Annotated in this window: 14 protein-coding genes; 4 read left to right on the top strand and 10 right to left on the bottom strand. The window is 35.1% G+C overall.

Translation table 11 applies throughout. The features are described 5' to 3' along the window. Positions 1-3: 3 nt before the first annotated feature. From ACFSO7_RS04930 to ACFSO7_RS04915, 4 genes are all read right to left on the bottom strand, one after another. Positions 4-180, bottom strand: a complete 177-nt coding sequence (locus tag ACFSO7_RS04930; protein ID WP_377875832.1) for a hypothetical protein — start codon at positions 178-180, stop codon at positions 4-6. Between the two features lie 81 nt (positions 181-261). Continuing rightward, positions 262-1,143 (bottom strand): NAD(P)-dependent oxidoreductase, encoded by an 882-nt coding sequence (locus ACFSO7_RS04925; protein ID WP_377875830.1) that lies wholly within the window; start codon positions 1,141-1,143, stop codon positions 262-264. Positions 1,144-1,244: 101 nt separating this feature from the next. After that, positions 1,245-2,960, bottom strand: a complete 1,716-nt coding sequence (gene ptsP, locus ACFSO7_RS04920) for a phosphoenolpyruvate--protein phosphotransferase (RefSeq protein WP_377875828.1) — start codon at positions 2,958-2,960, stop codon at positions 1,245-1,247. A 2-nt stretch (positions 2,961-2,962) separates the two neighbouring features. Beyond that, a complete protein-coding gene (locus ACFSO7_RS04915) occupies positions 2,963-3,226 on the bottom strand; it encodes a phosphocarrier protein HPr (RefSeq protein ID WP_377875827.1) in 264 nt (87 codons plus the stop codon). 228 nt (positions 3,227-3,454) lie between these two features. Here ACFSO7_RS04915 and ACFSO7_RS04910 point away from each other — a divergent pair, with 228 nt between their 5' ends. Next, positions 3,455-3,829: a PilZ domain-containing protein gene (locus ACFSO7_RS04910; protein WP_377875826.1), complete on the top strand. Its 375-nt coding sequence runs from the start codon at positions 3,455-3,457 to the stop codon at positions 3,827-3,829. A gap of 39 nt (positions 3,830-3,868) precedes the next feature. Here the strand turns inward: ACFSO7_RS04910 and ACFSO7_RS04905 are convergent, their stop codons facing one another. From ACFSO7_RS04905 to ACFSO7_RS04895, 3 genes are all read right to left on the bottom strand, one after another. Beyond that, a complete protein-coding gene (locus ACFSO7_RS04905; RefSeq protein WP_377875824.1) occupies positions 3,869-4,234 on the bottom strand; it encodes a cytochrome-c oxidase in 366 nt (121 codons plus the stop codon). An 85-nt stretch (positions 4,235-4,319) separates the two neighbouring features. Beyond that, the gene (locus ACFSO7_RS04900; RefSeq protein ID WP_377875823.1) at positions 4,320-4,910 is read right to left on the bottom strand and encodes a cell wall hydrolase; all 591 of its coding nucleotides are present in this window, start codon (positions 4,908-4,910) and stop codon (positions 4,320-4,322) included. A gap of 242 nt (positions 4,911-5,152) precedes the next feature. Further along, on the bottom strand, positions 5,153-5,347 hold the full coding sequence (locus ACFSO7_RS04895; protein WP_377875821.1) for a hypothetical protein: 195 nt from the start codon (positions 5,345-5,347) through the stop codon (positions 5,153-5,155). A 264-nt stretch (positions 5,348-5,611) separates the two neighbouring features. Between ACFSO7_RS04895 and ACFSO7_RS04890 the strand changes: the two genes are divergently transcribed. Then, positions 5,612-5,803 (top strand): YkvS family protein, encoded by a 192-nt coding sequence (locus ACFSO7_RS04890; protein ID WP_377875820.1) that lies wholly within the window; start codon positions 5,612-5,614, stop codon positions 5,801-5,803. A 95-nt stretch (positions 5,804-5,898) separates the two neighbouring features. Here the strand turns inward: ACFSO7_RS04890 and ACFSO7_RS04885 are convergent, their stop codons facing one another. Continuing rightward, positions 5,899-6,021, bottom strand: a complete 123-nt coding sequence (locus ACFSO7_RS04885; protein ID WP_377875818.1) for a DUF6254 family protein — start codon at positions 6,019-6,021, stop codon at positions 5,899-5,901. 142 nt (positions 6,022-6,163) lie between these two features. On the opposite strand from ACFSO7_RS04885, the gene ACFSO7_RS04880 reads away from it, so the two are divergent. Next, positions 6,164-6,775 carry a CPBP family intramembrane glutamic endopeptidase gene (locus ACFSO7_RS04880; RefSeq protein ID WP_377875816.1) on the top strand — a complete coding sequence of 204 codons (612 nt, stop codon included), beginning with the start codon at positions 6,164-6,166 and terminating at the stop codon, positions 6,773-6,775. Between the two features lie 41 nt (positions 6,776-6,816). Here the strand turns inward: ACFSO7_RS04880 and ACFSO7_RS04875 are convergent, their stop codons facing one another. Beyond that, the gene (locus ACFSO7_RS04875) at positions 6,817-7,860 is read right to left on the bottom strand and encodes a YkvI family membrane protein (protein ID WP_377875814.1); all 1,044 of its coding nucleotides are present in this window, start codon (positions 7,858-7,860) and stop codon (positions 6,817-6,819) included. Positions 7,861-8,093: 233 nt separating this feature from the next. Between ACFSO7_RS04875 and ACFSO7_RS04870 the strand changes: the two genes are divergently transcribed. Next, positions 8,094-10,223, top strand: coding sequence for an ATP-dependent Clp protease ATP-binding subunit (locus tag ACFSO7_RS04870; RefSeq protein ID WP_377875812.1), 2,130 nt, complete (start codon positions 8,094-8,096; stop codon positions 10,221-10,223). Between the two features lie 76 nt (positions 10,224-10,299). Here the strand turns inward: ACFSO7_RS04870 and ACFSO7_RS04865 are convergent, their stop codons facing one another. Further along, positions 10,300-11,994, bottom strand: a complete 1,695-nt coding sequence (locus tag ACFSO7_RS04865; protein WP_377875810.1) for a M3 family oligoendopeptidase — start codon at positions 11,992-11,994, stop codon at positions 10,300-10,302. Positions 11,995-12,084 lie beyond the last annotated feature (90 nt).

Genomic DNA, 12,084 nt, shown 5'->3' with positions numbered 1-12,084 from the left:
TTTTTATCCATTGTATTTCCCATTATTCTTTGAAGCCTTTTCTTTCTTTGCCTTATCTTTATGAATTTGGTTCGTCGCTTCACTTCCAAATTCGTGAGCGAATTCCTGATTTAATACCGCCGAATCAAATCCTTGTTTATTCTTTTGGTCCGCATCATTTTTCTTATTTTTTTTCGCCATCATAAAAACCTCCTTTTCTTATTCAAATTTATTATGAATGGGAAGGAAGGATTTTATTCAGTCTCTTTGTTCTCGTAACTTTTAGCGGTTTGCCCAATATTTATAAAGTGCTTGTGTACCGCTATTTTCCTCGCCATTATCTGCTAGTTGATCATACATCTTCTTCGCTAAAGATAATCCAGGTACATCCATACCAAGGTTGTCGGCTTCATCAAGGGCAATTTTCATATCTTTAATAAAATGTTTAATATAGAATCCTGGCTCAAAATTCTCCTTAAGAATTCTTGGTGCTAAATTTGAAAGGGACCAACTTCCCGCTGCACCAGAAGAAATTGTTTGTAATACCTTTTCCGGATTTAGCCCTGCTTTTTCGGCATAAACAATGGCTTCACACACACCAATCATATTGGAAGCAATCGCAATTTGATTACACATTTTTGTATGTTGTCCCGCACCTGCTTCACCTTGGTGAATAATATTGTTTCCTAGTACTTGAAAAATCGGGTATACAGCTTCAAAATCTTCTTCTCTTCCGCCAACCATAATTGCTAACCTTGCTTCTTTCGCACCAATATCTCCTCCAGAAACAGGAGCATCTAAAGCATGTAAACCAGCTCTTAGTGCTTCTTCATGAATTCTTTTTGCTAAAGTAGGAGTTGAAGTTGTCATATCTATTAAATATGTATGTTTCGGGCAGTTGGCAATAAGCCCATCTTCCCCAAAGTACACTTCCTCAACATCTGATGGATAACCAACCATTGTTATAATGACTTTTGAAGCTTTGGCGACTTCTTTCGGGGTATTTACCCATTTAGCACCTAGATCGATCAACTCATAGGCTTTTTCTTTCGTTCTTGATGTAATGACTAATGTAAAACCAGCATTTAATAAATTTTTGGCCATACTATTCCCCATTACGCCTACTCCAATAAATCCGATTACCGTTTCTTCTATTTTCAACAATTTCTCCACCTCTTCTAACTCTATTATCTATATTTTAGCATGAGGACGGAAAATGAAAAGAGACTGGCTACAGCCAAATCTCTTTTCTCAGGCTCTAATTTCTATTTTTTAGTTACTTCTCGAACAGCAGCTTGGACTTCTTTAGTCGTACTCATAGTTAGAACTTGTTGTGCTAGTAATTCTAGATCTGGTTTTGAGAGCTGACGAATTTGCGAACGAGCTTTCAAAATGCTAGTAGCGCTCATCGAAAATTCATCTAATCCAAGTCCAACTAAAATAGGAATAGCTAAATCATCTCCAGCCATCTCACCACACATACCAGCCCATTTACCTTCTTTGTGGGCAGCATCAATAACCATTTTTACTAAACGCAAAATCGCTGGATTGTACGGTTGATATAAATACGAAACGCGTTCATTCATACGGTCTGCAGCCATCGTGTATTGAATAAGGTCGTTTGTACCAATACTGAAGAAGTCGACCTCTTTTGCAAATTGATCTGCCAAAACGGCAGTTGATGGAATTTCCACCATAATCCCTAGTTCAATTTGTTCAGAGAACTTCTCGCTTATATTAAGTAGGTTCTGCTTCTCTTCTTCCAGAATAGCCTTACTTTGGCGGAATTCATCAATCGTTGCAATCATGGGAAACATAATTTTTAAATGACCAAATACACTTGCCCTTAAAAGCGCTCGAAGCTGGGTCCGGAAAATCGTTTGCTCTTCAAGACAAAGACGAATAGCTCGGAAACCTAGAAATGGGTTTAATTCTTTTGGTAAATCAAGATAAGGTAGTTCTTTGTCTCCACCAATATCAAGAGTTCTCACAACAACAGGCTTTCCTTTCATCCCTTCTAGCACTTCTTTATAGGCTTGGAATTGCTCTTCTTCGGTAGGAAGTTGATCTCTACCCATATAAAGAAATTCAGTGCGATAGAGGCCTATAGCTTCTCCACCATTTTCAATCACTCCTTTTAAATCTTTAGGAGTTCCGATATTAGCAGCAAGTTCAACTTGGTGACCATCCTTTGTTATTGACTTTTCATGAACAAGCTTTGCCCACTCTTCCTTTTGTTTTTGATGGGTTTGATGGACTTGTTTATAGGCTTCTACAACTTCTGGTGTTGGATTTATATGTACTTCTCCCTTTAACCCATCAACAATAATGAAATCTCCATTTTGTATTGTTCTCGTTGCATTTTTTGTTCCAACAACAGCAGGGATTTCCATTGAGCGTGCCATGATGGCAGAATGCGATGTTCTTCCTCCAATATCTGTTGTAAATCCTTTGACAAATTCGCGATTCAGCTGTGCGGTGTCCGATGGAGTTAAATCCTCAGCCACAATTATTACTTCTTCCGCAATCATGCTCGGATTGACAATTGAAACATTTAATAAATGAGCTAGAACTCGTTTGGTCACATCACGGATATCCGCTGCCCTTTCTTTCATATATTCATTGTCCATTTGCTCAAACATTATAATAAATAGATCTGATGTTTCTTTTAATGCTACCTCAGCATTAACTTTTTCTGTTTTAATTTTATCTTCAATCGGTTTAATTAATTCAGGATCACTTAATACGAGAAGATGAGCTTCAAAAATAGCTGCCTTATCTTGTCCTAAATTATCTCTTGCCTGATCTCGAATTACGGATAGCTCCAATTTTGAGGTTTCTAAAGCATTACGGAATCTTGAAATTTCCTCGACAGCATCATTAACAATTATTTTTGAAAAAGTTAAGTCTGCCTCCACTAATCGATATGCTTTAGCCATGGCAATGCCATGTGAAGCTGCAATCCCAGTTAAAAAAGTCATATTTAAGCCAAACCTTCTTTTTTCAATGTTTCTTCTAGGCTATTAACAGCTTCCGCTTCATCCGATCCCTCGGCAGAAATCGTAATGTCCGCACCTTGTCCTACTCCAAGAGACATAACACCCATAATTGATTTAAGATTAACCTTTTTATCCTTGTATGATAGATAAATTTCAGAATCAAATTTACTTGCTGTTTGAACGAGTAGTGTAGCAGGTCTAGCGTGTATACCCGTTTCCGCTATTACCTTAAATTGTTTTTCTACCATGAATATCAAACTCCTTTATATTAATAGAATGAATACGTTACTTGAAATACGGTTATATTTTATCCAACACCTCTTGAAACATGTATATCGAATTTCTTGTTGCTTCATTCTTAAATTTTGAACGATTTAGTAAATTTTATCATTCACAAGTTTGTCATAATATTTATTAGAATTACTAATTTTTCCATGTTAAAATCTTAATATATTTCAATAACCGTGGTGATATAAATGCAGTATAAACGTAAGGAACCTTTTCGTTTTCACTTTCAAGATCCTATTCCTGCTACTTACAAAATATTAAAAATCTATAATGAGAATAATTCTAAAATAGGACGTGCTGACATTTTAGATGTTAGCCCGAATGGAGTTAGATTTAAAACAGATTTAAATTTGCCTGTTAATGAAAAAAACTTCTTAATTGAAATGAGCTTTTCAATTAACAAGAAACAAATACGTTTAATTGGGGATCTCATTTGGAAGAAAACTTTTCATTCCTATTATATATATGGACTTGTAGGTAGAGATGATGCAGAAACAAAGCTTGAGATCATTGAAGAATTAAAAGGATTCGCTAGAGTCATTCAAATGGGTTACAAAAAATAAACGAGGGTAAGGGTGATTAATCACCACCCTTACCCTCGTTTATTTTACATTTCTTAATACATTCCAAACAAATAACAGAACTCCAAGAACCGTTATCGTTGCTCCTGTTGCCACACCTGGTAAAACTGATTCATTTCCAGTCGTAACAAGAATTGCTAAAGAAATCATCATAATAGGAAGACCGATATTATGGAGCCAAAAATGCCATGTTCCTAATCGATTCTTGCTAATTGTAGGAAATAAGTGATAAATAATTCCTGCCAATGTTAGTGCTGTCCAGCCTAACAAATTAATATGAACGTGAACCGGTTTTAACGCATAAGAATGTGAAATTGACATGTAGTACCCTAACAAAATTCCAATTGCAAAATAAACAACAGAAATTTTAATTAGTCGAACTCCCATCTCATCACTCCCCAGGTAAAAGTTCATCTTTCTTTCACAATATATGAACATATCCTTTTACCTAGAACTTTTGTAATGTTTTTATTTATAATGCAAACACATGATTCCCAATTTTTGTCGTCACTGGACGAGACTTTATCCAACTGCTTTTTGCTGTTTTAGGATTGTAAAAGTAAATAGATCCCTTACCACCGCCTCTAAAAGCAAGTGCTTCATTTACCGCTTTTTTTGATGCTGAATCCGCTGGTCGATTGATTGCACCATTTTGAACAGGTGAGAAGGCATAATGTCCGCCACTAATTTGGTATATAACCCCTTTAATCGTGTTAGGAAATTTCGGATGATCTACCCGATTTAATACAACTGTTGCTACAGCGACTTTCCCTGCATAAGATTCGCCTTTTGCTTCTGCTGAAACAAGCCTAGCTAAAAGATCTTTTTCTGCTTGAGAAATACTTGCAGGGATTTCTAAAGTCTCACCAACATTTAATTGTGAACTGGTTCGATTATTGACATTCATTAAATTGTGAATAGGTACACCGTATTTACTTGCAATCTTCCAAAATGTTTCACCCGATTTTACCTTATGGTTTACAGCTGCATCTGCATGTAATTGGAATCCAAAAATTGATAAAGAAAGAGCTGATCCAATTAGTAGTTTCTTCATTTTCTTCATAATAAAACCTCCTACTAGCGTTATTTTGCTCTACTAATAGGCTAACACCTGTAATAATTCATTTCATCGTCCAACATTTGGAAAGGTCTTGAACCTACTATGGTTAAACCATTCATTCGGCTATTGGAAAATTATCACAATCAATAACATTTCCAAAATAAGCAAATTTATAACAGAAATAGGATTCTGTATAACAGAATTATTACGGAAGTGTTACAATTGAATGTAATAAAATTCTGCTTCTAACTCCTTGGAACTTCTAAATACGAATAATTAACTGCTCCCCCACGCTGTGCAATTCCCCGAAAATGCTTAAAATCTTCTCTTTTCACTAAAACTTTTCGAAAGGATAAGAAATTATCTTTTTCAACATAATATTGTGTCAAACTTCCGTTTTTTAATTGATCAAGTATTTCATTTATCAATTTTTCATCCATTTTACTCACCCGCTACTTCGTCCATTGATTTCTAAATAATTGGCTTTATCATAACATTTTCTATAGGTTATATGCCTTTTTTAAAATTTTCAGATAAATAGATGTAAATTTGATTAAAGTTATGGTAAAATAAGCTAAAAAACTTTTATTGCTATATAAAATGATCTTTCTTGCTTTTTTGAATTGAATGTTAAATTCTTTACTTAAAGCAATATTTAGTGCAAACTGAAGTTTGTAAAATGGCTTAATAAGGAGAGGAAATGGTTGAAAAAGGCAGAAGTTGGTAACGTCATCGAATTTAAAGAAGGCTTACAAGGTATTGTTGAAAAAGTAAATGAAAACTCTGTTATCGTTGATCTCACTTATATGGATAATTATCGTGATTTAGAATTAGACCAACGTACCGTTATTAATCATAAAAACTATAAAATTATTAAAGAGAATGCTGCCATATAAAAGGGAAGTCACATTCTTCAATACTGTGTAAATAAACAAGCAGTTTTTAGCTGCTTGTTTATTTTTTCATTATTATCAATATTATATTCAGAAAATTATTCTTTTCCTTGCAAGGGTCCATTTGACAATTCTTTTAACGATTTAACTTTCCCATGTGGATGTTGATCTTGTTTTCTAACTGTCCAAGCTCTTTCTTTCTCTCTTTTAGCCTTTGTCATACTTGTTCCTCCTTTCGTTGATACATATAGCATAAGCAATATTAATGATTTTTATCAGTAATGGTTTTTTGGGATTTGTCTTACACCGAGCTGTTTTTTAGGTTAAAATTACAGAAGTAATAGAAAGGAGTTTTTTTTCCTTATGAAGATAGGTTTGTTTGATTTCCGTTTTTTACTTGGACTTATTCTTGCTCATGTCCTTTTTTTCTTTACATTTAACGAGCCCAAAGTTTTTTGGTATATTTTTACAGCTAGTATGCTTTTATTAATCAGCTTTTCGATCTCACAAGAAGAAATAGATGACAAAGTACCACTACATATTTATCTCATTATTGGTGTTTTATCGGGTTTTTTATTATTTGGAATCTTTTCAATGGGAGAATTTCTATTAAAGCTATGGAAGATTAATGTTGATGTTCAAATTTCGAAATTATACCGTGTATTTTCTCCAACTCTATTCTGGCATTATCTCTCATTGATGTTGATTGCCGTTCCAGGAGAAGAAATCTTTTGGAGAGGATTTATTCTTAAAAAATTGCTCACGAAAATAGGCTTTTGGAAAAGTATCATTCTATCTTCTGTCATTTATGCATCCGTGAATATTTACACTGGTGAATGGATATTAGTCCTTGCCACTTTTATTGCCGGCCTCTTTTGGGGGTATTTGTATGCATGGAAAAGAAGTATTCCGCTTGTTATTGTTTCACATTTAGTGTTTGATTTATTTATTTTTATCCTTTTCCCTCTAAATTAATAAGCTGGAAAAAGTGGACGTGTCACTTTTTCCAGCTTTCTTCACTTTTTATCAGGTAACTGCCTCATCCATAATAAGACGATAAAAATAATACTTATATATCCAAATAGTGGATACAAATAGGAGAGTAGCGTACTATAGTTAACCAAACTAATAAAATACGTGATAAGAAAGATCATAGAAACCATCATCATTTTTGAAACTGGAATATATTTTTTCAATTGCCTTTCAATCCCAAAAACATTTCCAATGACCGAGGTGAAAATTTCCCCATAAATGATGAACACAAAAATCCAATAAAATCCAGATGCGATATTTTTCATAATCACTGCCATCGGAATTTCATACATTTCTAAATTAGGAAGCATAACTAAAGTTAGGTGACTAGAAAGTAAGATGAGCGTTAATGCTGCTCCACCTAATATTCCCCCCCATTTAATCGTTTGGTCATCTTTAATTTCTGCTGCTACTGGTACTAAGACGGCTTGAGAAAGCCCAAGATTGAAGGCAGCATAAGAGAACGGAGCAATAACTGTCTTCCAACCATCATCAACATACGGAATGAATAAAAAATTTTCGATAAAGTTTGGCATTTGAATCGATTTAATCATTAACATAAAGCTAAATGAGATCATTAATGGTACAACAAGACTATTCACTGCAAAAAGACCCTTTAACCCAACCATCATGACTAAAAACGATAAAGCAATCGTGATAACAATCCCGATTATTTTATTTAACCCAAGCTGCTCTGCGAATATCGCTCCCGCTCCCGATAACATGACAGCGCATACCCCGAGCAACATGAACAACATTAAAAAGTTGATTCCCATCCCTATATATTTGCCAAATAAATATTCATTAAACTCTTGATATGATTTTGCACCGATCTGAGCTGCGATCCTCATTAATTTAGAACCTAAAAAAATAAGTAAATATCCAGTCATTAATATACTAATAAAGCCGAAAAAGCCAAAGCGGGAAAAGAACTCAACAATTTCTCTTCCAGTTGCAAAGCCAGCCCCAACGACAGTACCGACGTAAACAGCGGCAATTTGAAAGGCTGCTCCCCAATTCGTTTTCACTAAATCTCCCCCTTCCCTTCCATATATATGAAAGAAAGGACAAACCATGACGAGCTTTTTAAGCATATTCTTTTTTCCGTTAATTCCCAAAACAAATTACTTGAAAGTCAAAGAAGGTCAAACTATACTAGACTCATAAAGGTCAAACATAGTCAAACTATTATTATACAATTCCACCTTATTCGGTGGAGACATATATTTTAAAATTTCTATCTTTAGGAGGGCATTAATCAATGAAATGTCAATCTTGTCAAAAAAATGACGCAAACGTTCAACTTCATTATACGATTAACGGTCAACATCAAAATAAACAACTTTGTCATGAATGCTATCAAAACAACAAGGAAAAATTGAAGGCTCCTTTTGGAATATCAGGATTTACGAATTTTCCGTTCGGTGATTTTCTTTCACAAGTTGGGCAACAAACGCCACATATGAAAGCTGTTCCTGCTGAGAACCAACAATATAAACAATCATCAAACGGATTCATTGATCATTTTGGACGCAATTTAACGCAAGCAGCTAAAGCAGGACTGATCGACCCTGTAATCGGACGTGAAGAAGAAATAAATCGAGTTATTGAAATTTTAAATAGACGCAATAAAAATAATCCAGTCTTAATTGGGGAGCCCGGTGTTGGGAAAACAGCTATCGCTGAAGGCTTAGCATTAAAAATCGCTGAAGGTAAAGTCCCAAAAAAACTGCAAAATAAAAAGGTTTATTTATTAGATATTGCTTCTCTAGTTTCCAATACAGGTATACGCGGCCAATTCGAAGAGAGAATGAAGCAATTAATTACAGAATTACAGCATCATAAAAATATCATTTTATTTATCGACGAAATTCATTTACTAGTGGGAGCTGGCTCCGCCGAAGGATCTATGGATGCAGGAAATATATTAAAGCCTGCTCTCGCTCGTGGTGAATTACAGGTTGTTGGGGCAACTACATTAAAAGAGTATCGAATCATAGAGAAAGACCCTGCTTTGGAACGACGTTTTCAGCCTATTCACGTTCAAGAACCAACACCAGAAGAAGCCATCACCATTTTAAAAGGGCTTCAATCAAAATATGAAAACTATCATGAAGTGAAATATACAGACGAGGCAATTAAAGCATGTGTCATGCTTTCGCATCGTTACATTCAAGACCGCTTTCTACCTGATAAAGCAATTGATTTAATGGATGAGGCAGGGTCAAAATTAAATCTATTAATTAACCATACAGATTTCTTACAAGTTGAAGGTCGATTACAAGAGATCGGAAAAGAAAAGGAAGTTGCTTTACAAAAAGAAGACTATGAGCTAGCTGCTAAACTTCGAGACGAGGAATCAATGTTAGAAAAAGCGTTAATAGAGAAACAGCCTCGTAATGAAGTTGTCGTAGAATCTTCACATATTCAAGAATTGATCCAGAAGAAAACCGGTATTCCTCTTGGAAATTTACAATTGGATGAAAGTAAAAAAATGATGGATCTGGAAAAAAATCTTGGCGATAAAGTCATTGGTCAGGAAGAAGCCGTACAAAAAATTGCAAAAGCTATCCGCCGAAGTCGTGCTGGATTAAAATCAAAAAATAGACCGATTGGATCATTCCTATTTGTTGGTCCAACCGGAGTTGGAAAAACAGAATTAACAAAGACGCTTGCAAAAGAATTATTTGGCTCAAATGATGCATTAATTCGATTGGATATGAGTGAATATATGGAAAAGCATAGTGTATCTAAGCTAATTGGTTCACCTCCGGGATATGTAGGACATGAAGAATCAGGGCAATTAACTGAAAAAGTCCGTAGAAATCCTTATTCAATCATATTATTAGATGAAATTGAAAAAGCGCATTCTGATGTGCAGCATATATTTTTACAAATTTTAGAGGACGGCCGTCTTACAGACAGCCAAGGACGTACGGTTAGCTTCAAAGATACCGTTATCATCATGACAAGCAATGCGGGAGTTGGTCTTCGCAATATTACTATGGGATTTGGTAAAGAAGAAGCAGAAACAAAATCGGGTATACTCGAATCATTAAGTCATTATTTTAAACCCGAATTTCTAAATCGTTTCGATAGTATAATTGAATTCAAAGCACTTAAGAAAGAACATCTTCTACAAATCGTAGATATTATGCTTTCAGAATTAACGGAAACATTAAATGAACAATGTATAACATTAGACATTCACGAAGATGTGAAGGCAAAATTAGCTGAACTAGGGTATCATCCACAATTTGGTGCCCGCCCACTAAGAAGAGTCATCCAAGATCAGCTTGAAGATCAAATCGCAGACGTAATCATAGAAAACCAACAAACAAAAACAATCACAATCAACCTAGCTAATAACAAAATCACTTTAACACACTAATGCATTGGGGGTCAGTCCCCCGGTGCGTTAAAGCGTTAAAAAAACAGCGAGGCCATTTGGGCTTCGCTGTTTTTTCTTATAGTTTTTTATCGTCTACTGAGTTCAACCAGTTCTCAATTTCTCCAACAACAGATTCGACACAGCCATCTTGGAATGGTGAAATTAATCCTGCTGCCTCAGCTAGTTTAGTGAATGAAAGACTTCCACCTAACTGACAAAGATCATTATAGTCCTTCCAAGCATCTTCAAATTGTTCTCGAGATTTCTTCCAGAATTGGAATGCACAAATTTGAGCTAAAGTATAATCAATATAATAGAATGGAGAGTTGTAAATATGACCTTGGCGTTGCCAAAAGCCGCCACTTTCTAAATACTCATTTCCATCATAATCTTTATGTGGTAAATATGTTTTCTCGATATCACGCCAAGCTTGCTTTCTTTCTTGTGGTGTTGCATTTGGATTTTCATACACCCAATGCTGGAATTCGTCGACTGAAACACCGTAAGGTAAGAAAAGTAATGAATCGCTTAAATGAGAAAATTTATATTTATCCGTATCTTCTTTAAAGAATAACTCCATCCAAGGCCATGTGAAAAATTCCATACTCATCGAATGAATTTCACACGCTTCATATGTTGGCCAATTGTATTCCGGAATTTCAAAATGACGGCTGGAATACACTTGGAATGCGTGACCAGCTTCATGGGTTAAAACATCAATATCACCTGAAGTACCGTTAAAGTTAGAGAAAATAAATGGTGCTTTATACTCATCGATATACGTACAATAGCCACCACCAGCTTTTCCTTTTTTCGCAACTAGATCCATTAAATTATTTTCCTGCATAAAGCGGAAAAAATCTCCTGTCTCTTTCGAAAGCTCTTCATACATTTTTTGTCCATTTTCAATAATCCATTCCGGACTACCTTTTGGAATCGCATTCCCACTTTCAAATTTAAACCCTTCATCATAATACTTCAATTTGTCTACACCAATACGCTCTCTTTGACGCTCTTTTAATTTAGTCGCAATTGGTACGATAAACTCTTTCACTTGGTTACGGAAATTCGCCACCATTTCAGCATTATAATCCGTACGACTCATTCGGTAATAACCTAATTCTACGAAATTTTTATAGCCAAGCTTTTGAGCAATTTCCGTTCTAACCTTAACTAGCTCGTCATAAATCTGATCAAACTGCTCTTCATTTTCTTTGAAAAATCCGAACTTTGTTTCACTCGCTAATTTCCGCATTTCACGATCTTTTGCTTCTGTGAATGGATCTAGTTGGGCAAGTGTACGTTCTTCGCCTTCAAAATCGATTTTTGCTGAAGCGACTAGCTTCGTATATTCGGTAGAAAGTTTGTTTTCCTTTTGCAATAAAGGAATAATGTCAGGATGGAAAGTTTTTAATTGTCCTTCAGCTAAATCAAATAATTGACGACCCCATTTTTCTTCTAGTTCAGAGCGGAATGGAGAAGCTACTAGTGCTTCATAATACTCTGAAATAAGCCCTTCTACTTCTGGGGCAATTTCATCCATATAATCTTGCTCCGCTTTGTAAAATTCATCATTCGTATCCACTGAATGGCGGATCGAACAAAGGTTGAACATCGTCCCCAATTTCCCTCTAATCTCATTCACTTTCTTCATTGCATCATTTTGTACTTCGATTTTATCAGCAGATTTAAACTGCTCAAGCGCTGATTGAAAAGCTTCTTTCACTTCAGTCATATTCGGTCTTTTATAAGTATAATCTTCAAACCTCATACAAAAATCCCCCTCATAAAAAATAAAACACTATAACTATTTCGACAATTGAACCAATATTCCTTTAAAAAACAAAAAAACAGCCCCATA

It is taken from the genome of Bacillus sp. CGMCC 1.16607 (assembly GCF_042683745.1).
Classification (GTDB): domain Bacteria; phylum Bacillota; class Bacilli; order Bacillales; family Cytobacillaceae; genus Pseudoneobacillus.
The sequence above is the reverse complement of the archived record's forward strand: the minus strand, read 5'-3'. Positions and strand labels throughout refer to the sequence as shown.

Excerpts from the sequence above, each read along its gene's own strand:
- ACFSO7_RS04930 (WP_377875832.1), bottom strand. The coding sequence starts at position 180 with ATGGCGAAAAAAAATAAGAAAAATGATGCGGACCAAAAGAATAAACAA.
- ptsP (WP_377875828.1), bottom strand. The coding sequence starts at position 2,960 with ATGACTTTTTTAACTGGGATTGCAGCTTCACATGGCATTGCCATGGCT.
- ACFSO7_RS04915 (WP_377875827.1), bottom strand. The coding sequence starts at position 3,226 with ATGGTAGAAAAACAATTTAAGGTAATAGCGGAAACGGGTATACACGCT.
- ACFSO7_RS04910 (WP_377875826.1), top strand. The coding sequence starts at position 3,455 with ATGCAGTATAAACGTAAGGAACCTTTTCGTTTTCACTTTCAAGATCCT.
- ACFSO7_RS04905 (WP_377875824.1), bottom strand. The coding sequence starts at position 4,234 with ATGGGAGTTCGACTAATTAAAATTTCTGTTGTTTATTTTGCAATTGGA.
- ACFSO7_RS04900 (WP_377875823.1), bottom strand. The coding sequence starts at position 4,910 with ATGAAGAAAATGAAGAAACTACTAATTGGATCAGCTCTTTCTTTATCA.
- ACFSO7_RS04895 (WP_377875821.1), bottom strand. The coding sequence starts at position 5,347 with ATGGATGAAAAATTGATAAATGAAATACTTGATCAATTAAAAAACGGA.
- ACFSO7_RS04885 (WP_377875818.1), bottom strand. The coding sequence starts at position 6,021 with ATGACAAAGGCTAAAAGAGAGAAAGAAAGAGCTTGGACAGTTAGAAAA.
- ACFSO7_RS04880 (WP_377875816.1), top strand. The coding sequence starts at position 6,164 with ATGAAGATAGGTTTGTTTGATTTCCGTTTTTTACTTGGACTTATTCTT.
- ACFSO7_RS04870 (WP_377875812.1), top strand. The coding sequence starts at position 8,094 with ATGAAATGTCAATCTTGTCAAAAAAATGACGCAAACGTTCAACTTCAT.
- ACFSO7_RS04865 (WP_377875810.1), bottom strand. The coding sequence starts at position 11,994 with ATGAGGTTTGAAGATTATACTTATAAAAGACCGAATATGACTGAAGTG.